18 protein-coding genes and 1 tRNA gene are annotated in these 20,451 nt (G+C 39.6%); 8 read left to right on the forward strand and 11 right to left on the reverse strand.

The features are described from left to right. The first annotated feature begins 101 nt into the window (after positions 1 to 101). From FLJC2902T_RS01370 to FLJC2902T_RS01380, 3 genes are all read left to right on the forward strand, one after another. Positions 102 to 1,256, forward strand: coding sequence for a C1 family peptidase (locus FLJC2902T_RS01370; RefSeq protein WP_394331682.1), 1,155 nt, complete (start codon positions 102 to 104; stop codon positions 1,254 to 1,256). A gap of 133 nt (positions 1,257 to 1,389) precedes the next feature. Then, positions 1,390 to 3,690 (forward strand): GH92 family glycosyl hydrolase, encoded by a 2,301-nt coding sequence (locus FLJC2902T_RS01375; protein WP_023577993.1) that lies wholly within the window; start codon positions 1,390 to 1,392, stop codon positions 3,688 to 3,690. Between the two features lies 1 nt (position 3,691). Next, positions 3,692 to 5,977, forward strand: coding sequence for a GH92 family glycosyl hydrolase (locus FLJC2902T_RS01380; RefSeq protein ID WP_023577994.1), 2,286 nt, complete (start codon positions 3,692 to 3,694; stop codon positions 5,975 to 5,977). A gap of 128 nt (positions 5,978 to 6,105) precedes the next feature. Here the strand turns inward: FLJC2902T_RS01380 and FLJC2902T_RS01385 are convergent, their stop codons facing one another. The 7 genes from FLJC2902T_RS01385 to pdxA form a co-directional block, all read right to left on the reverse strand. Beyond that, positions 6,106 to 6,732 carry a hypothetical protein gene (locus FLJC2902T_RS01385; protein ID WP_023577995.1) on the reverse strand — a complete coding sequence of 209 codons (627 nt, stop codon included), beginning with the start codon at positions 6,730 to 6,732 and terminating at the stop codon, positions 6,106 to 6,108. 255 nt (positions 6,733 to 6,987) lie between these two features. Next, entirely contained in the window at positions 6,988 to 8,334 is a 1,347-nt protein-coding gene (accC, locus tag FLJC2902T_RS01390) for an acetyl-CoA carboxylase biotin carboxylase subunit (protein ID WP_023577996.1), read from the reverse strand. A 93-nt stretch (positions 8,335 to 8,427) separates the two neighbouring features. Then, positions 8,428 to 8,910, reverse strand: a complete 483-nt coding sequence (gene accB / locus FLJC2902T_RS01395; protein WP_023577997.1) for an acetyl-CoA carboxylase biotin carboxyl carrier protein — start codon at positions 8,908 to 8,910, stop codon at positions 8,428 to 8,430. 26 nt (positions 8,911 to 8,936) lie between these two features. Then, a complete protein-coding gene (locus tag FLJC2902T_RS01400) occupies positions 8,937 to 9,935 on the reverse strand; it encodes a beta-ketoacyl-ACP synthase III (RefSeq protein WP_023577998.1) in 999 nt (332 codons plus the stop codon). 163 nt (positions 9,936 to 10,098) lie between these two features. Beyond that, a complete protein-coding gene (gene rpmF, locus FLJC2902T_RS15995; RefSeq protein ID WP_023577486.1) occupies positions 10,099 to 10,293 on the reverse strand; it encodes a 50S ribosomal protein L32 in 195 nt (64 codons plus the stop codon). A 9-nt stretch (positions 10,294 to 10,302) separates the two neighbouring features. Beyond that, on the reverse strand, positions 10,303 to 10,842 hold the full coding sequence (locus FLJC2902T_RS01405) for a YceD family protein (RefSeq protein ID WP_023577999.1): 540 nt from the start codon (positions 10,840 to 10,842) through the stop codon (positions 10,303 to 10,305). A 70-nt stretch (positions 10,843 to 10,912) separates the two neighbouring features. Further along, entirely contained in the window at positions 10,913 to 11,962 is a 1,050-nt protein-coding gene (pdxA, locus tag FLJC2902T_RS01410) for a 4-hydroxythreonine-4-phosphate dehydrogenase PdxA (RefSeq protein ID WP_023578000.1), read from the reverse strand. 57 nt (positions 11,963 to 12,019) lie between these two features. Between pdxA and FLJC2902T_RS01415 the strand changes: the two genes are divergently transcribed. Next, positions 12,020 to 12,610, forward strand: a complete 591-nt coding sequence (locus tag FLJC2902T_RS01415; protein ID WP_023578001.1) for a riboflavin synthase — start codon at positions 12,020 to 12,022, stop codon at positions 12,608 to 12,610. Positions 12,611 to 12,622: 12 nt separating this feature from the next. Here the strand turns inward: FLJC2902T_RS01415 and FLJC2902T_RS01420 are convergent, their stop codons facing one another. The 3 genes from FLJC2902T_RS01420 to mce form a co-directional block, all read right to left on the reverse strand. After that, a complete protein-coding gene (locus tag FLJC2902T_RS01420; RefSeq protein WP_035676632.1) occupies positions 12,623 to 12,835 on the reverse strand; it encodes a hypothetical protein in 213 nt (70 codons plus the stop codon). Positions 12,836 to 13,086: 251 nt separating this feature from the next. Beyond that, a tRNA-Ile gene (locus FLJC2902T_RS01425) sits at positions 13,087 to 13,160 on the reverse strand. Positions 13,161 to 13,206: 46 nt separating this feature from the next. Continuing rightward, on the reverse strand, positions 13,207 to 13,611 hold the full coding sequence (gene mce, locus FLJC2902T_RS01430) for a methylmalonyl-CoA epimerase (protein WP_023578003.1): 405 nt from the start codon (positions 13,609 to 13,611) through the stop codon (positions 13,207 to 13,209). A gap of 227 nt (positions 13,612 to 13,838) precedes the next feature. Between mce and rbfA the strand changes: the two genes are divergently transcribed. The 3 genes from rbfA to FLJC2902T_RS01445 all read left to right on the forward strand — a co-directional run bounded on the left by rbfA (position 13,839) and on the right by FLJC2902T_RS01445 (position 17,012). Beyond that, the gene (gene rbfA / locus FLJC2902T_RS01435; RefSeq protein ID WP_023577480.1) at positions 13,839 to 14,231 is read left to right on the forward strand and encodes a 30S ribosome-binding factor RbfA; all 393 of its coding nucleotides are present in this window, start codon (positions 13,839 to 13,841) and stop codon (positions 14,229 to 14,231) included. 1 nt (position 14,232) lies between these two features. Continuing rightward, positions 14,233 to 15,432: an ABC transporter permease gene (locus FLJC2902T_RS01440; RefSeq protein ID WP_023578004.1), complete on the forward strand. Its 1,200-nt coding sequence runs from the start codon at positions 14,233 to 14,235 to the stop codon at positions 15,430 to 15,432. A gap of 155 nt (positions 15,433 to 15,587) precedes the next feature. Beyond that, positions 15,588 to 17,012: an MATE family efflux transporter gene (locus FLJC2902T_RS01445; protein ID WP_023578005.1), complete on the forward strand. Its 1,425-nt coding sequence runs from the start codon at positions 15,588 to 15,590 to the stop codon at positions 17,010 to 17,012. A gap of 298 nt (positions 17,013 to 17,310) precedes the next feature. Here FLJC2902T_RS01445 and dusB read toward each other — a convergent pair whose 3' ends face one another. Continuing rightward, positions 17,311 to 18,303 (reverse strand): tRNA dihydrouridine synthase DusB, encoded by a 993-nt coding sequence (gene dusB, locus FLJC2902T_RS01450; protein ID WP_023578006.1) that lies wholly within the window; start codon positions 18,301 to 18,303, stop codon positions 17,311 to 17,313. Between the two features lie 252 nt (positions 18,304 to 18,555). Between dusB and lepA the strand changes: the two genes are divergently transcribed. Further along, entirely contained in the window at positions 18,556 to 20,352 is a 1,797-nt protein-coding gene (gene lepA, locus FLJC2902T_RS01455; protein WP_023578008.1) for a translation elongation factor 4, read from the forward strand. The last annotated feature ends 99 nt before the right edge of the window (positions 20,353 to 20,451 follow it).

Below are 20,451 nucleotides of genomic sequence, written 5' to 3' on the forward strand. Positions count from 1 at the left end.
TTTAATTGTAACAATTTTTAATTTTACCAACTTATTGCATAAATCAAAAAAATAAAATTATGTTTTCAATTCCTATTAAACCTTTTCTTGTAGCATCTTCAATGATCGTGAGCATGTCGTCAGCCTTTGCACAAGACAATTTAGTGAATTCACTGAAAATCAATGCCAGCGAAAAAAGTAAAGAATCTTTCAAATTTACCGATGTGATCAACATCGAGAACACTTCGGTTAAAAATCAAGGCTCATCAGGGACTTGCTGGAGTTATTCTGCCAACTCTTTCCTGGAATCCGAAATGATCCGTATGGGTAAAAAACCGGTAGAATTGTCTCAGATTTTCTCTGCAAGAAACGCTTATATTGAAAAAGGAAGAAATTATGTTCGTATGCACGGTGCGGTTGCTTTAGGTGACGGTGGTGCTTTTCACGATGTAATCAACATGTATAAAAAATACGGTGCGGTTCCACAATCGGTATATACCGGTTTGAACTATGGTACCGATAAAAATAAATTTGGTGAAATGGCAGCTTTAACAGAAGGCTTATTGAAAGCTGTAGTGAGCAATCCGAACGGAGAATTGACTCCGAACTGGGAAAAAGCCTATACTGCGGTAATTGATTCTTATTTGGGTCAGGCGCCAAAATCATTCCAATACAATGGAAAAACCTATACTCCGGAAACTTTTGCAAAAGAGGTTGTAGGTATTAATGCCGATGATTATGTTGAAATTTCATCGTTACAGGAATATCCTTACTATACAAAATTCACTTTAATGGTGCCGGACAACTGGTCATTTGATCAGGTTTACAATGTAAAAATGAATGAATTAACCGAAACCATCGACAACGCATTGAAAAATGGTTACAGTGTGGCTTGGGCTGGTGATGTAAGCGAGAAAAGCTTCAGCTGGAAAAACGGAGTAGCTTTTGTTCCGGAGAAAAAAGTAGAAGACATGACTGCCGAAGAAAAAGCGGATATGTTTAATGGTCCTAAAAAAGAAATGACTGTTACTGAAGAAATGCGTCAGAAAGCCTTCGACAATTATACTACTACAGATGACCACGGTATGCACATCGTTGGAATTTCTAAAGACCAAAACGGCAAGGAATACTACATCGTTAAAAACTCTTGGGGTAGCTCAAACGACTACAAAGGGTATTTGTACATGAGTAAAGAATTCGCCAAATACAAAGCAACGGCTATCATGCTGCACAAAAAAGCAGTTCCTGCCACAATCGCTAAGAAATTAGGCGTTTAAGAATAAATACAATCATCAATCAAAAATTAAAATCCCGAAGTTTAGACTTCGGGATTTTTTTATACCAAATCAATAATAGGATTCACTTTTTTAAAAAACTTATATTTGTAAGTAAACCAAACTGTTTAATCCTATGACTTACAGTATTTTTAAAAAAACAGTACCATTCCTGTTTTTACTATCACTGAATTTTGCCTCGTCTCAGAACACCATCAAAGTGACCGACCCTGTAGAATGGATTAATCCGCTAATGGGAACAGACAGCAGTTATGAGTTAAGCAACGGAAACACCTACCCTTCCATTGCATTACCTTGGGGTATGCACGCCTGGACACCACAAACCGGAAAAAATGGTGATGGATGGCAATACACCTACAGCGCTCAAAAAATCAGAGGATTTAAGCAAACCCACCAGCCTTCACCGTGGATGAATGATTACGGCCAATTTTCTTTAATGCCCGTAGTAGGAAAACCTGTTTTTGAAGAAGGTGAAAGAGCCAGCTGGTTCAGTCACAAAACAGAAATTGCTAAGCCATACTACTACAGTGTTTACTTAGCCGATTATGATGTCACCACTGAATTAACCCCAACCGAAAGAGCGGCTTCTTTTCGATTCACTTTCCCTAAAACGAATGAAGGCTATATGGTTATTGATGCTTTTGACAGAGGTTCTTACATCAAAATAATCCCTTCAGAAAATAAAATCATAGGATACAGTTCACGTTACACCAGAGGAAAACTCAACAACTTCAAAAACTACTTTGTTATTGTTTTTGACAAGCCTTTTGAACAATCCAACATTTGGAGCGATAAAACAAAAATGGATGTTTTAGAGTTATCAGGAAGTCATGTTGGAGCAATCATTAAATTTAAGTCGCTTTCAGCTAATGAAAAAGTACACGCTAAAGTTGCTTCATCCTTTATAAGTTTTGAACAAGCCGAAATTAATTTACGAGAAATTGGTTCGGACAACTTTGACACTGTAAAACAAAAAGCCAAAGAAACCTGGAACAAAACTTTAAGTAAGATAGAAGTGGAAAGCGACAACATAGACCACTTGCGCACTTTTTATTCAACATTATACCGCACTTTATTTTTCCCGATGAAATTATATGAGAAAAATGCCTCAGGGGAAATAGTACATTACAGTCCGCACACAGGCACGGTTTTACCGGGTTATCGATTTGGCGGAACCGGATTTTGGGATACTTTCAGGGCCTTATACCCTTTTTTGAATCTGATGTATCCTTCTATCAACAAAGAAATGCAAGAAGGGTTAATAAACGATTATAAAGAAGGTGGTTGGCTGCCTGAATGGAGCAGTCCTTCATACAGCGACATAATGATTGGAAATAATTCAGCGTCGGTAGTGTCTGATGCTTATATTAAAGGGCTAAGAGGTTATGATATCGAAAAGTTGTATGAAGCTTTACTACACGGAGCCAATAATGAAGGCCCGCAAGCCACGGGAAGAAAAGGCGTTGAGTACTACAACAAATTAGGTTATGTGCCTTATGATGTAAACATTAACGAAAGTGCTGCACGAACTTTAGAATATGCTTACGACGATTTTACAATATATCAACTCGCTAAAGCTTTACACAAACCACAAGCAGAAATCGATCTATACAAAACCCGATGTTTAAATTACAAACATCTTTTTGACCCGGAAACCAAGTTGATGCGCGGAAAAAACAAAGACGGTTCTTTCCACTCCCCATTCAACCCTTTTAAATGGGGAGACGAATTTACGGAAGGCAACAGCTGGCATTACACGTGGAGTGTATTTCACGACATTGATGGATTGGCACAACTGATGGGTGGTTATAATGAATTTGCAAAAAAAATAGACAGTGTATTTACCATGCCTCCTGTTTTTGATAATTCTTATTACGGCGAAACCATCCATGAGATAAGGGAGATGCAACTAGCCAACATGGGTCAATATGCTCACGGAAACCAGCCTATTCAACATATGATCTATTTGTATAATTATGCCGGTCAGCCTTGGAAAACGCAATTCTGGATAAGAGAAACAATGAACAAACTTTACAAACCCACTCCCGATGGATATTGTGGTGATGAAGACAATGGTCAAACCTCCGCTTGGTATGTATTTTCAGCGTTAGGGTTTTATCCCGTTTGTCCTGCCACCGACCAATATGTGTTAGGAACACCTCTTTTCAAAAAAGTAACTTTACACTTAGATAATGGCAAAAATTTTATCATAAAAGCTCCAAATAACAGCGATACAAATAAATACATCGAACAATCTGAACTGAATGGAAAAACTTATGACTATAATTGGATAAGTCATAATACAATACTTAATGGAGGAACTTTCTACTTCAAAATGAGTAGTGCTCCGAACTTAAAAAGAGGAACTACCCAAAAATCGTTTCCGTTTTCATTATCAACTCAAAAAGACAATTAAAATGAAAAAAAACATTCTTTCATTATTATTCATAGTACTCACATTACCTATTTACAGCCAGCACAACTATGTAAAATATGTAAAACCCATTATCGGGACACAACGTATGGGGCATGTCTATCCCGGTGCTTCGGCTCCTTTTGGCATGGTGCAACTCAGCCCGGACACTGACACGATTCCCTATTCAGTAAGCGGAAAATACAATCCGGAAGTATATAAATATTGTGCAGGTTATCAATACGACGACAAAACCATAGTAGGTTTCAGCCACACGCATTTCAGCGGCACAGGGCATTCCGATTTAGGTGATTTTTTAGTAATGCCAACTGTTGGAAAATTGCAATTAAATCCCGGAACCGCAGATAAACCTTTATCAGGATTTCGTTCCTCATTCACCCATACCAACGAAACTGCAGAAGCTGGTTATTACAAAGTAAAATTAGACGATGACAACATATTAGCCGAATTAACGGCATCCAACAGGGTCGGTTTTCATCAGTATACTTTTCCAAAATCGGATGAAGCACATATTATCTTAGATTTGATGAGCGGTATTTACAACTATCCTGAAAAAAATGTTTGGACTTATGTACGCGTAGTCAATGACACACTTATTACGGGCTACAGGCAAACTAACGGTTGGGCTAAAAACAGGATACAATATTTTGCCCTTTCCTTTTCAAAACCTTTCTTGAGTTACGGCAGTAAAAATTTTGAAGATAAGCAAGTATACAGAGGTTTTTGGGGGAAATTCAACCAGACTAAGAACTTCCCTGAAATCTCAGGAAAACAACTCCGCATGCATTTTGATTTTAAAACCGAGAATCAGGAAAAAATCAAGATTAAACTGGCGCTTTCCTCGGTTAGTATGAGCGGCGCATTGCAAAACCTTACTGCAGAAATTCAACATTGGAATTTTGATTCTGTAGTAAAACAAACCCAAGATTTATGGGAAAAAGAGTTAAGCAAAATTGAAATTGAAGGCAGCAATGAACTAAAAGAGAATTTTTATACCGCTATGTACCATTCCTTTCTGGCCCCAACAACCTACATGGATATAGACGGAAAATACAAAGGCCTCGATCAGGAAATCCATCAGGCCAAGGGTTTCACAAATTATACAACTTTTTCTCTTTGGGATACCTACAGAGCATTACACCCTCTTTTTAATATTCTACAACCTAAGAGGAACAACGACATGGCACATTCCATGATGAAACATTACGAACAGAGCGCTCAAAAAATGCTGCCTATATGGAGTCACCATGCCAACGACAATTGGTGCATGAGTGGGTATCACAGTGTTTCTGTAGTCGCCGATGCGATTCTTAAAAACGTATACACCGGCGACCCTATAAAAGCATTAGAAGCTTGTGTGGCTACCGCAAAAAAGCTTAACTATGAAGGAATTGGTGATTATATTGATAAAGGATTTATTCCGGCCGAAAAAAGCGGCATCTCGGTTTCAAATACCTTAGAATATGCTTATGACGACTGGGCAATTGCCCAACTGGCTAAAAAAGTAAACCGGCAAGATGTCTACGAAGAATTTATGAGACGTTCCGGAAACTGGAAAAATAATTTTGACAAAAGCTCCGGTTTTATGCGTCCTAAGTTGGCTGACGGAACCTTTAAAAAGGAATTTGATATTTTAAGTACGCACGGACAAGGCTTTATTGAAGGGAACAGCTGGAATTACAGTTTTTTTGTCCCTCACGATCCGATGGGTCTAATTGCGATAATGGGTGGCCAAAAAAGTTTTACCCAAAAATTAGACAAGCTATTCTCCATGAATTTACCGGATACTTTTTTTGCCGAAACCGAAGACATAACAAGAGACGGTATAATTGGCGGCTATGTACACGGAAATGAGCCAGCGCATCATGTAGCTTATTTGTACAACTGGACCAATCAGCCATGGAAAACGCAGGAGAAAATCAGAACCATTTTGAAAATGCAATACAAGCCGACACCAGATGGTCTTGGAGGCAATGACGACTGTGGTCAGATGAGTGCCTGGTTCATCTTTTCATCTTTAGGCTTTTATCCTGTCGCTCCGGGCTCAAATGATTATGCCATTGGAAGTCCGAGTGTGGACTATGCTAAATTGAATTTAGAAAACGGTAAATCATTTGAAATAAAAGTTCTCAATCAATCCGATAAAAACATCTATGTCAGTAACATGACTTTAAACGATAAACCATTGTCGAAATATTTTATTACCTATGAGGATATCATGAAAGGCGGCACATTAAAAATTACGATGAGCGACCAACCTGAGAAATAAAAAAATCCCGTCCCGTTTAAAAAAGGGACGGGATTTTATATTCCGATTTAACTATTTTTAAAATATAAATAAGTCATTAAACGCTCCCTTCTTCATTCTGCAAACCGTGAATAACGACAGCTGCTTACTTACTTTAAAAATCCATTCGCCTTCAATTCTTTATGATATGCCATGATGTCATCGGGGATTTCGCAATGAATAAGCCAGTTCACATCCAAACCGTTATGAACACAAAGTCTCATGAGAAGATCATAATCGCCGAGCAGATTGCCCAATCGTTCCAAATCGTCCCTGAATTCCAACAGATAATCTTCATCCAATGCTTTTATCAGTATCAGAATCTTATAAATCCTGGTGATTACATAAATCAGGAACTTGTATGAATCCGCGGGTTTCGAAGCATTGATGGCCATGCGGTTTATCATCAGCACTTCAATCAGCATCTGAAGATTTAACGCTATTTCGCCGTGTTTGTCTTTGGTGATTTTGACATGCTCGTTAATATCCCCGCTGATTGCCCTCACCCGCATCAGAAGTACACCAATGGAATGAAAATGTTCGTTTGCCGATTTGACTTTATCCGAAACCAAAGCCGAAGCTTTTTCCCGTTTCTGCTCCACGGTTTCCGTATCGACTAATTCAAAATACAATCTGTTGGCTAAATCCAAATCTCTTTTCAACAGCCTTAAAATTAATTTATCTTTTTCTGCATCGGATAAATTTTGAATCGCGGTTTTAAATTCTTTGTCGAACATAATTGATAACTTTCACTTATTTCAAATTTAGTTTAAAATGGCATGAATTACTATATTTTTAACTCAATTTGCATGTATTTCAATCACTAATCACGCAAATTCTCACAAATTCATCCGTCTAAATTTAAATAATTTGTGTTCTAAAAAAGGGCATGCATTTATCAACAGTTGAATTAAAAATCGCAATACCCGGTTTGAGTAAAAACCAAAACTGATCAATAAAAAAATCCCAACCTTGCGATTGGGATTTTCTATTTATTGAGGATCTTTCATTTTGAAAGTTTCCATGAACTTCGTGGTGTAATTACCGGCAACATAATCCGGTTCGTCCATCAACTGTCTGTGGAACGGAATCGTAGTTTTGATACCTTCGATTACGAATTCATCCAAAGCACGTTTCATTTTATTGATTGCCTCTTCTCTGGTTTGCGCAGTCGTAATCAACTTTGCAATCATGGAATCGTAATTCGACGGAATCGTGTACCCTGCATAAACATGGGTATCCAAACGAACTCCGTGTCCTCCCGGCGCATGTAAAACCGTGATTTTACCCGGAGACGGACGGAAATCATTGTAAGGATCTTCCGCATTGATACGACATTCTATAGAATGTAATTGCGGCAAATAGTTTTTACCTGAAATCGGAATTCCGGCAGCTACCATAATTTGCTCACGGATCAAGTCATAATCAATAACCTGCTCAGTAATCGGGTGCTCTACCTGAATACGCGTGTTCATTTCCATGAAGTAGAAGTTTCTGTGTTTGTCCACTAAGAACTCAACAGTACCTGCTCCTTCGTATTTAATGAATTCGGCAGCTTTTACAGCAGCTTCACCCATTTTCTCACGCAATTCGTCCGTCATGAACGGAGAAGGCGTTTCTTCAGTTAGTTTTTGGTGACGACGTTGTACCGAGCAATCTCTCTCCGAAAGGTGACAGGCTTTACCGTAAGCATCACCCACAATCTGAATTTCGATGTGGCGCGGTTCTTCGATTAATTTCTCCATGTACATACCGTCATTTCCGAAAGCAGCTGCTGCTTCCTGACGAGCACTTTCCCAAGCTTTCAGTAATTCTTCGGCTTTCCATACGGCACGCATTCCTTTACCACCACCTCCGGCAGTTGCTTTCAGCATCACGGGATACCCCATCTCTACAGCTAATTTCTGCGTTTGCGCGTAATCTGCCAACAATCCGTCAGAACCCGGTACACATGGAACTCCTGCTGCTTTCATTGTAGCTTTTGCAGAAGCTTTGTCTCCCATTCTGTCAATCATTTCAGGAGAAGCGCCAATAAATTTAATATTGTGCTCCTGACAGATTTTAGAGAATTTAGCATTCTCGGAAAGGAAACCGTAACCTGGGTGAATTGCATCTGCATTGGTAATTTCTGCAGCGGCAATGATATTTGACATCTTTAAATAGGAAAGGTTACTTGGTGCCGGTCCGATACAAACTGCTTCGTCAGCAAACTTAACGTGCAAGCTTTCTGCATCAACAGTGGAATAAACCGCTACCGTTTTGATTCCCATTTCTCTACAGGTTCTGATAATACGAAGTGCAATCTCTCCCCTGTTTGCGATTAATATTTTTTTAAACATAATATTCAATTAGATAATTAGACAATGTGTCCATTAGACAATTAAGATGAAGGAAGAAAAACTTCTAACTTCTAACTTCTAACTTCTAACTTCTTATGATGGATCTACTAAGAATAATGGCTGATCGAATTCTACCGGAGAAGCGTCATCCACTAAAATTTTAACGATTTTTCCAGAAATTTCCGCTTCGATTTCGTTGAATAATTTCATTGCTTCAATTACGCAAACTACATCTCCTTTAGAAATTGTACTTCCCACTTCAACAAACATCGGTTTATCCGGAGATGGTTTTCTGTAGAAAGTACCAATCATTGGTGACTTGATCGTGATGTATTTTGAATTTTCGTCTGCTGCAGGAGTAGCTGCTGCTGGTGCAACCGGTGCTGCCGCTGCCGCAACTGGTGCTGCAACATGAGGCATCGCCTGCATAGGCATTTGCTGAATATATGTTGTTTCAGCTGCTCCGGCTTCAGTGGTTTTGATGGTGATTTTAAAATCATCCATTTCTAATTTTACTTCTGTAGCACCTGATTTTGCTACAAATTTGATTAGGTTTTGAATTTCTCTGATATCCATACTATTCTAAATTTGGTTTTGTTTGTTTATTGTTTGTTATAGGCCCATTTCAGATAGACAGCTCCCCATGTGAAACCGCCTCCGAAGGCTGCAAAAATAATATTATCTCCTTTTTTCAACTGACTTTCAAAATCACTCAACAACAATGGTAAAGTTGCCGAAGTGGTATTCCCGTATTTCTGAATGTTGATTAAGACTTTTTCCTCATCAAGACCCATTCGGTTAGCCGTTGCATCAATAATTCGCTTATTAGCCTGATGTGCCACTAACCAGTTTACATCGTCTTTAGACAAATTATTACGTTCCATGATTTTCTCACTTACATCAGCCATTCCTGAAACTGCATATTTGAATACTGTTTTTCCGTCTTGGAACACATAATGTTGTTTGTTTTTAACCGTTTCTTCCGAAGCCGGTAAAATAGAACCACCTGCATCGATTTTAAGAAATTCTCTTCCTATACCGTCGCTTCTCAAAAACTCATCCTGAAACCCTAATCCTTCTGTGTTAGGTTCAAACAATACAGCTCCGGCGCCATCTCCAAAGATGATGCAGGTCGCTCTGTCGGTATAATCGATGATGGAAGACATTTTGTCGGCGCCAATTAAAAGGACTTTTTTGTAACGTCCTGATTCAATATAGGCGGATGCGGTTGAGATTCCGTATAGGAAACTTGAACATGCTGCGTGAAGATCGTAAGCAAAAGCATTTACGGCTCCAATTTGAGTGGCAACATACACTCCTGTAGAAGCAACCGGCATATCCGGCGTTGCGGTAGCCATGATTACCAAATCGATATCTTTAGGATCGATTCCTGCTTTTTCGATAAGGTTTTGTGCTGCTTTTATAGCCATGAAAGAAGTTCCTTGTCCTTCTTCCTTAAGCATTCTTCTTTCTTTAATTCCGGTACGAGAGGTAATCCATTCATCATTCGTATCCACCATAGTTTCCAGCACTTGGTTTGATAAAACAAAGTCCGGAACATAGGCTCCCACTGCTGTAATAGCGGCTGATATTTTATTCATAAAAGTTGTATTTTTCTTCCTGAAAATGTGACTTCAAAAAGTGGTTGAAATTACAAAAAAAATCCCAAACCAATATTCTTTTATCCCTACTTAATTTATTTCCAATAGGTTTTAAAAAAAAAACCCCCACACAGTGAGAGTTTTCTCTATTCTTTTTTTCGGATTATGCCTCCGCTACTTGTTTGTCAATAACAACTTGACCTCTGTAGTACATTTTACCTTCATGCCAGTAAGCTCTGTGGTATAAATGCGCTTCTCCTGTTATAGGACATGTTGCAATTTGAGGAGTTGTCGCTTTATAATGCGTTCTTCTCTTATCTCTTCTTGTTTTCGAGGTTTTTCTCTTAGGATGTGCCATCTTACTATATTATTTATCCGTTAATAGTTGTTTTAATTTATCCCAACGGGGATCAATATTTTCTTCTTCTTTTTCCTTAAATTGTTCTTTTGGAGCCAATTCATCTAATTTCTGAATCGCTTCCGAATCCAAAGTACCGTCTTTAACGCCCGGATGAATCCTTTTGGTCGGTACAGACAATACAATCATTTCATAGATATACTGAGCCACATCAACCTGGAATTCTCCGTGAGGCAAAATCAGTAATTCATCATTCTCATTATTAAAAGCATCCCCGAATTTTACGAATAAATTCAGCTTTCCTTTTATTGGTAAATCGAATTCCTCACCGGTCAAATCACAAGGCACATTGATTGTTCCTTTGTGTTTAAAAGCAAGTTCAAGCATCGTGCTCTTCTTATCGAAAACCAACTCCACTTTGACATTGACGTCGTTATATTCGTCAAATTCAAAGCCCTCAAAGAACTTTTTATCTATTTGATAATCAAACTGATGTTTCCCCAACTTTAATCCCACAAACGGAATTAAAAAATCTTTCTGAATATTCATACCAACAGTTTTGAGCGTGCAAAGATATAAAATTATTGTAAATTCAAACGAGTTGTAAACATTTTTTTGTTTATAACTGTTTTTGCTTTGTTTTTAAGGGGTTTTTCACCAACTCTTTGTATTCGTTTCGGTTATGAAACACATCCAAAGCCAAATAAACCGCTTCTTTAAACGAATTGAAATCCGCTTCTCCTTTCCCTGCTATTTCGTAGGCAGTTCCATGATCTGGCGACGTTCTTATCTTATTCAGTCCCGCCGTGTAATTCACTCCTTTTCCAAAAGACAGCGTCTTAAACGGGATCAACCCCTGATCGTGGTAAGCCGCGATAACCGCATCGTATTTCTCATACTGCCCCGATCCGAAGAAACTGTCGGCAGAATACGGTCCGAAAACCATGATTCCCTCATCAAAAAGTTTTTTCAGCGCCGGCTTGATTACTTCATCATCTTCCTTCCCAATCACGCCATGATCACCACAGTGCGGATTCAATCCCAACACCGCAATTTTTGGCTTTGTAATTCCAAAATCCTGAATAAGCGTCTTATTTATAGTTTCCAACTTGGTTCGAATCAACGCTTCTGTTAAATGTCCCGAAACTTCATTCACCGGAACATGATCGGTTAACAGTCCGACACGCAGAGTATCCTGAACCATTAACATCAAGGCATCACCTTCAAGTTCCTGATTCAGATAATCCGTATGACCGGGAAAGTGAAATTCTTCCGATTGTATATTGTATTTATTAATAGGGGCCGTTACCAAAACATCAATCAATCCGTCTTTCAACGCCTGAGTTGCAGCGGTAAATGACTTAATTGCATATTTCCCAACAGCTTCATCATTCACACCGAATTGCAGGTTCACACCTTCACGCCAAATATTCAGCACATTGATTTTACCGAATACCAACTGATCCAGCCTGTCGATGCCGTGCAAATTAGACTCTAAATTCAGCGTTTTCTTAAGAAACGAAAGAATTTTGACATTCCCGAAAATAACCGGCGTGCAAAGCTCAAGCATACGGATATCTTCGAAAGTTTTTAAAATCACTTCGCTACCGATACCGTTCAAATCACCGATGGAAATCCCTACAATAATATTTTCTGCTTTTTTAACCATGCTGACTAGTTATTTATTCCTAATTTTGGATATGCAAATTTAGCAAAATAAATACTTATGTTTACAGGAATTATCGAAACTCTTGGAACTATTCAAGATATTCGAAAAGAAGACAGCAATATTCACGTTACGGTAAACTCTTCCATTACCAGTGAATTAAAAATCGACCAAAGCGTAGCACATAACGGCATCTGTTTAACAGTCGTGGCCATCAAAAATGACACCTATACCGTTACTGCGATTAAAGAAACTATCGAAAAAACAAATTTAGGCGATTGGCGCATTGGCGATGTGGTAAACATAGAACGCGCCATGAAATTAGGCGATCGTCTGGACGGACACATTGTTCAGGGCCATGTAGACCAAACAGGCACCTGCAAAAACATTGAAGACGTCAGTGGAAGTATTTACTTTACCTTTGAATATGATAGTAATCTAAACAACATTACCATCGAAAAGGGATCCATCACCATAAACGGCGTAAGTTTGACCGTTGTGAATTCAAAGAAAAACGAATTCAGTGTAGCAATAATCCCCTACACTTTGGAGCACACTAATTTTAAAAACTTTAAAATAGGTACAAAAATAAATCTGGAATTTGACGTTATCGGGAAATATGTCGCCCGATTACAAGAACTGAGACAATAAAAAAGCTTCAAATTATTTTGAAGCTTTTTTTATACTGCTATTTTTTATAAAATAAAAGGCTAATCCAAGAGCACCTACTATAAGAACTCCCACTCCAGCATCAATCGGAATTCCCGGCGGTGTCGTTGGCGGTGGTGGGGGCGATGGCACGCTCTCAGCAAAAACTGCTGAAGCATTCAACAAGACTACCGCACTCATTAGTATTTTACGTAGGTTATTCTTCATGGTTGTAAAAATATAAAAATTAACTTCCCCACAAAAGGAAATCTAATGTTTTATCAAAATTTAATATTTAATTAAAACGTTATCGGATTAATTTCAATCTCATACACAATCCAGACATGCACCCCATCATCGTTTAGACGAAAATAAAAATATTTTTCTGTTAAACAATATTTTTTTATCAAAAATCTTAATTTTTGTTATTTTAACAGAAAAAGCCCTCTTTGCAGAAGGCTTTTTCGTAATTATAATTGTGGTCCCACCTGGGCTCGAACCAGGGACCACCTGATTATGAGTCAGGTGCTCTAACCAACTGAGCTATAGGACCGGTTAAGAGGTTGCAATATTACTATTATTTTTTGTTCCGACAAAAATTAATTCGGGTTTTCTTGGCATAATTCCACTAAAACACCATTTGTGCCTTTGGGATGCAGAAAAGTAACCAGTTTATTGTCGGCCCCTTTTTTAGGCACTTCGTTCAACACCACGAACCCTTCCTGTTGTAAACGAGCGATTTCCGCAACGATATCTTCCACATCGAAGGCGATATGATGAATCCCTTCTCCTTTTCTCTCAATAAACTTCGCAATCGGACTTTCCGGATTGGTGGCTTCCAATAGTTCGATTTTATTGGGACCGTTCATGAAAAAGGACGTTTTTACGCCTTCGCTTTCCACTTCTTCCTGTTTGTAGGCCGGTGCTCCGAATAATTTCTCAAAAATCAGGTTGGACGCTTCCAAATCTTTTACCGCTATACCTATATGTTCTATTTTTCTCATGTTTTTTTTTATTGAACCGCAAAGTTCGCAAAGTTTTTACAATGTTTCCAAAAATTAAAATGGTTTTTCCCCTAGCCCTGATAGAGCGGATTAGCTCCCGTCTCGTTTCTTTTAACGAGATGGGACTATGAGCAAAAGCAGGAAAATGGATCACAAAAAACCACTACCCATTCGCTCCTGCACGTTCACTCCTATATAATTAACTTAAAAAATCGTATTTTTGCAGCATGGAAACAAACAGACAAAAAAAGATAGGAACGGTTTTGCAAAAAGATTTAGTGGATATTTTGCAGGGAGAAGTGCGTAAAAACGGAATCAGCAATCTGATTATTTCTGTATCGAAAGTAAATGTAACCACCGATTTATCGGTTGCGAAAGTATATTTGAGTATTTTTCCGGTAGATAAAGGTCCGGAACTTTTGGCGGCGATTCGTACGAATACCCCACTGATTAAACATGATTTAGCACAACGCGTGAAACAACAATTACGCCGTGTGCCGAATCTGACTTTTTACATCGATGACAGTTTAGACTATATCGAAAAAATTGACACCGCTTTAAAAGGCGAAGAAAACCCGATTGAAAACCGCGACCTTTTAGCCAAGAGAAAGAAATCGTAATTTGAATTTCCCGTTTTACATAGCGCGCCGGTACACAATCAGTTTCAGCAAGAGCACTGCCATCAATATCATTACCGGCATTGCCATGGTTGGGATTATCGTCAGTGCCATGGCGCTCTTTGTGGTGTTGTCGGTATTCAGCGGATTGCGGGAATTCAGCCTTTCGTTTGCTAATGATACCGATCCCGATTTAAAACTGTCCAACATCGTCGGCAAATCACTCGTAATTACCCCGCAACAGGAAAACCAATTAAAGCAATCGAAAAACATTGCGCTTTACAGCAAAACCATTGAAGAACGCGTATTGTTTTCTTTCAACGGAAAACAGGAAGTGGCTTTTTTGAAAGGTGTTGACAGTGTTTTCAAGAAAACAACTCCGTTCGAAAAGAAAATTTATGCCGGGGAGTGGCTCAAACCCAATACCTCACAGGTGGTTATCGGTTACAGCATCGCCAATAAACTTTCCATGGGACTGTTTGATTTCAATAATGTTTTTGAAGTTTTTGTACCGAAACCGGGAAAAGGAACCATTGAAAATCCGAATGAAGCCTTTAACGAATCTCCATTGACACCAATCGGTATTTATGCCATTAACGATGATCTGGACAGAAAATATGTTTTTGCCGATTTAGGTTTAGCACAGGAATTACTGCAGTACCAACCCAATCAGGTTACTTCGGTTGAACTGAAACTGAAACCTTCCGCTTCCGAAGAGGATGCCATTGCAGAATTGCAGACTATTTTCAATAACAAAGTATCGGTAAAAACACGGGCGCAACTGAACGACAGCTTGTACAAAATGCTCAATACCGAAAACATTGCCGTGTACCTTATATTCACTTTAGTAATTATTGTCGCCTTATTCAACCTGGTCGGCGCTTTAATCATGATGATATTGGATAAAAAAGCCAACCTGAAAACCCTTTTCAACCTTGGTGCCGAAATCGGACATCTCAGAAGCATTTTCTTATTACAGGGAAGCCTGCTGACGTGCATTGGCGGAATTATAGGATTAGCATTAGGCGTAGTATTTGTCATACTGCAAAAAAAATTCGCCATGATTATGATTACCCCTTCCATGGCCTACCCTATTCAGTTTAGAGTCATCAACGTGATCATTGTCCTGGGAACTATCGCCGTCCTGGGATTAACAGCATCCTGGATTGCCTCCAGCCGTGTAAGCAAAAACCTGCTTGAATAACGCCGCTTTAAAATTAATTTCTATATTTGCTGCTCAATAACAGAACGCCCATGATTGTATTTGTCTAGTCCTTTTACTTTTCGATAGATAGTTAGGACATTTAACCTCTTCCGGATTTTTCAATTCGGCTTTATTCATTTTTATCCTAATTTATCATGACAGACACATCAAGACATACTACCCTTTCACGAATTTATCAGACCCTGAAGAGCGCCATTAAAGGCGACGACTCCTTCGATTACACAAAAGGAAGCATTAAAAAAGCCGTCATCCTCTTAGCTATTCCGATGGTTTTGGAAATGATGATGGAATCCGTTTTCGCTTTAGTCGATTTATACTTCGTGGGGCATTTGGAACACAGCAGCTTTGCCATTCAAACAGTAGGTTTAACCGAATCGGTGATTACCATTATCTATTCATTGGCTATTGGAATCAGTATGGCGGCCACAGCGGTAGTGGCACGACGCATTGGCGAAAAAAATCCGGTAGCAGCCGCCAAAGCCGGAATGCAGGCGATTATTATTGCTTTTGTAATCAACTCAATAATTAGTGTATTCGGATTTATTTATGCCAAAGACATCCTGCTGATTATGGGCGCCTCACAGGAAGCTGCTGATTACGGTGTGAATTTTACCCAAATCATGATGGGCGGAAGTCTGTGCATTATGCTTTTATTCCTGATTAACGGAATTTTTCGCGGAGCCGGAAATGCAGCGATTGCAATGCGCAGTTTGTGGTTGGCCAACATCTGTAATATTATTTTATGTCCGATTTTAATTAACGGATTCGGACCGATTCCTGCTTTCGGATTGATTGGCGCCGCGATGGCAACCACCACCGGAAGAAGCATTGGCGTACTGTACCAGTTATATCATTTATTTAACGGACGAGGAATTCTGAAAATCATCCCGTCCTATTTTATTCCCGATTTCGAGCAGATTAAAAACATAGCCAAAATTGCCGCTCCGGGTGTCTTGCAATTTGTAATCGCGTCGTGCAGCTGGATTTTCTTAGCGCAATTGGTTGCCACAACCGGAGGAGATCACGGTTCGGCCGGCTATCAGACGGCATTGCGAATCATGATGTTTTTCATTCTTCCGGCCTGGGGACTGAGTAATGCCGCAGCGACTTTGGTCGGACAAAATTTGGGTGCCAAACAGATTGAACGCGCCGAAAAATCCGTATTTACCACCGCAAAATACAATACGGTTTTCATGGCTACTATTATGGTGATCACCCTACTGTTTGCACGGTATATCATTTCATTTTTCTCGAATGATGTGAATGTGCAGAACATTGCAGTGGAAGCCTTGCAGACCATGAGTCTGGGTTATGTTTTCTACGGAATTGGAATGGTGTTGATTAATACGTTTAACGGTGCCGGAGATACCTGGACACCTACATGGGTGAATTTTTTCGGATTCTGGCTGTTTCAGATTCCTTTGGCTTATGTTTTGGCAAAACAGTTTAAAATGGGTCCGACCGGAGTTTTTATGGCGGTACCGATTGCTGAAACCGCAATAACACTTGCGAGTATTGTGCTTTACAAAAAAGGGAAGTGGAAGAAAATACAGGTTTAAAAAAAAGGCTCAACAATTGTTGAGCCTTTTTTTATTTTAAATCAATTTTAATTCTTCTTTGCTATTACCAACAAATACATAATTATCAAAAACTGAAAACACACTATCCAACTCAATGAATAAACATGATTATAGGACAACTCAATTATTTCATTACCAATCCCTTCTACTGATTCAATTGTATATTTAATATCTAAAAGAAACCCTAAAAACATAAATACAAAAACAATGACAGATAAGATGGATGCGACTAATAAAAAATACCAGGTTTTATTATTATTCATTTAGTGTTTACTGATTAAACCATCTGATAATCCGAATAAGCATCGCGGATTTCATCAAAAATTTTCATTAATTCTTCTGGGCTGTCGTTAGTGACTAACTTTTGTCGGTGTTCCTTAAAACTGTGGATCCCTTTAAAATAGTTGGTGTAATGACGACGCATTTCCACTATACCCACGCGTTCTCCTTTCCATTCCATTGACCAGGTCAGGTGATTTTGTGCGGCTTGGATACGAGCTTCCATATCGGGTGGCGGTAACAATTCGCCGGTTTTGAAATAATGCTTGATTTCGTCGAAAATCCATGGATAACCTATGGCCGCGCGACCAATCATCATGCCGTCCAGACCGAATTTATTTTTATATTCCAATGCCTTTTGAGGCGAATCGATGTCACCGTTTCCGAAAATCGGCATGGTGATTCTTGGATTGTTTTTCACCCGCTCGATGTGGGTCCAATCGGAATGCCCTTTATACATTTGGGCACGCGTTCTTGCATGAACCGTCAGCGCCTGCACGCCTATATCCTGCAAACGTTCGGCCACCTCATCAATATTGATGGAACTTTCGTCCCAACCCAAACGGGTTTTTACTGTTACCGGAAGGTTTGTTCCTTTGATTACCGCTTTGGTTAGGCGTACCATCAAGTCTACATCTTTCAACACACCGGCACCGGCACCTTTGCACACAACTTTTTTTACAGGGCATCCAAAATTAATATCCACCAAATCAGGCTGAACGGTGTCTACAATTTTCGCAGACATTTCCATCGCTTCCTCATCGCCACCAAAAATCTGGATGCCGACAGGACGTTCGTAATCGAAAATATCCAGCTTCATTCGGCTTTTCATGGCATCACGGATCAGTCCTTCACTGGAAATAAATTCCGAGTACATCAAATCGGCGCCGTGCTGCTTGCACAAACGACGAAACGGCGGATCACTCACGTCTTCCATAGGCGCGAGTAACAAAGGGAAATCGGGTAATTCTATGTTGCCAATCTTAACCATCTTCTTCATTTTGGCGCAAAATTACGAATTTTTATGAGTTTTAATTAAGGTTTAACGTTTCCGGTGATTAATCTGCATTCTGCAATCAAAACTTTAACTATATTTGCCGATTAATTCACTACCTTTATAAGTGGTGCTTGCGTTAGGGATTGCAGTGGAAATCCTTTTATTTTTTTCTTTAAAAAATAAAAGATTGGAACGGAAAGCCCGACCCTTGTGGGAACGCCCAAAAAATTTTGACAAAGAACGAAGATGAAGCATATTAGAAATTTCTGCATTATTGCACACATTGACCACGGAAAAAGTACGCTGGCCGACCGTTTGCTTGGCGCCACACAAACCGTTACGGCGCGTGAGGAAAAAGCACAATTGTTGGACAACATGGACTTGGAGCGTGAACGTGGGATTACGATTAAGAGTCACGCCATCCAGATGGAATACACCTATAAGGGCGAACAATATATTCTGAATTTGATTGACACACCCGGACACGTGGATTTCTCGTATGAGGTTTCCCGTTCGATTGCCGCTTGCGAAGGCGCGCTTTTGATTGTGGACGCGGCACAGAGTATTCAGGCACAAACGATTTCGAATTTATACCTGGCTTTGGAAAATGACCTGGAAATTATTCCGGTATTGAATAAAGTGGACTTACCGAGTGCGAATCCGGAGGAAGTGAGCGACGATATTATTGACTTGTTAGGTTGTAAATTAGAGGATATTATTCACGCTTCGGGGAAAACCGGTTATGGTGTGGAGAATATTTTAGCGGCGATTATCGAACGTATTCCGGCTCCGAAAGGCGACCCGAACGAACCGTTACAGGCGTTGATTTTTGACTCGGTGTACAATCCGTTCCGAGGAATTGAAGTTATTTTCCGAGTGAAAAACGGGGAAATCCGTAAAGGTCAGAAGATTAAATTCATGGCAACGGGTAACGAATATTTTGCAGACGAAATCGGTACGCTGAAACTGAATCAGGTTCCGAAAAACGTGATTTCTGCAGGAGATGTGGGATACTTAATTTCCGGAATTAAAGAAGCGAAAGAAGTAAAAGTGGGTGATACGTTAACCGACGCTAAAACCCCTACTACCAATATGATTACCGGTTTCGAAGATGTGAAACCGATGGTATTCGCCGGAATTTATCCGGTAGACACCGAAGATTATGAAGACTTGCGTGCGTCGATGGAAAAACTGCAACTGAATGACGCTTCGTTGGTATTTACCGCGGAGAGTTCGGCAGCGTTAGGCTTTGGTTTCCGATGCGGATTCTTAGGGATGCTACACATGGAAATTATCCAGGAGCGTTTGGAGCGTGAATTCGACATGACGGTAATCACCACGGTTCCCAACGTATCGTATTTGGCGTATACCAAAAAAGATCCGGAAACGGCGCTTGTGGTTAACAACCCGTCCGACTTACCGGAACCTTCCAAATTAGACCGTGTTGAAGAGCCTTATATCAAAGCTACGATTATCACCAAAGCGGATTTCGTGGGGAACGTAATGAGTTTGTGTATTGAAAAGCGCGGACTGATTACCAACCAAACCTATCTGACTACGGAACGTGTGGAATTGAATTTCGACATGCCGTTGGCGGAAATCGTATTCGACTTCTACGACCGATTGAAAACGGTTTCCAAAGGGTATGCTTCGTTTGACTATACACCTATTGGTATGCGTACTTCGAAATTGGTGAAACTGGATGTGTTATTGAACGCACAGTCGGTGGATGCGCTTTCGGCGTTGATTCACGAGGACAATGCATACAACATCGGTAAAAAAATGTGTGAGAAATTGCGCGAACTGATTCCGAGACAACAGTTTGACATTCCGATTCAGGCAGCGATTGGTGCTAAAATCATCGCTCGTGAAACTATCAAGGCATTGCGTAAAGACGTTACCGCTAAATGTTACGGAGGGGATATTTCCCGTAAACGTAAATTATTGGAAAAACAGAAAAAAGGTAAAAAACGTATGCGTCAGGTAGGGAATGTAGAGATTCCGCAAGAGGCATTTATGGCGGTTCTTAAATTGAATGATTAAGAAGTTTAAAAATAGAATAACTGAAAAACCCGATGATAAAAGTTGTCGGGTTTTTTGTTTTTATTCCGATTTACTATTACCTTGTCTGCGGTACGATAT

It is taken from the genome of Flavobacterium limnosediminis JC2902 (assembly GCF_000498535.1).
Lineage (GTDB): Bacteria > Bacteroidota > Bacteroidia > Flavobacteriales > Flavobacteriaceae > Flavobacterium > Flavobacterium limnosediminis.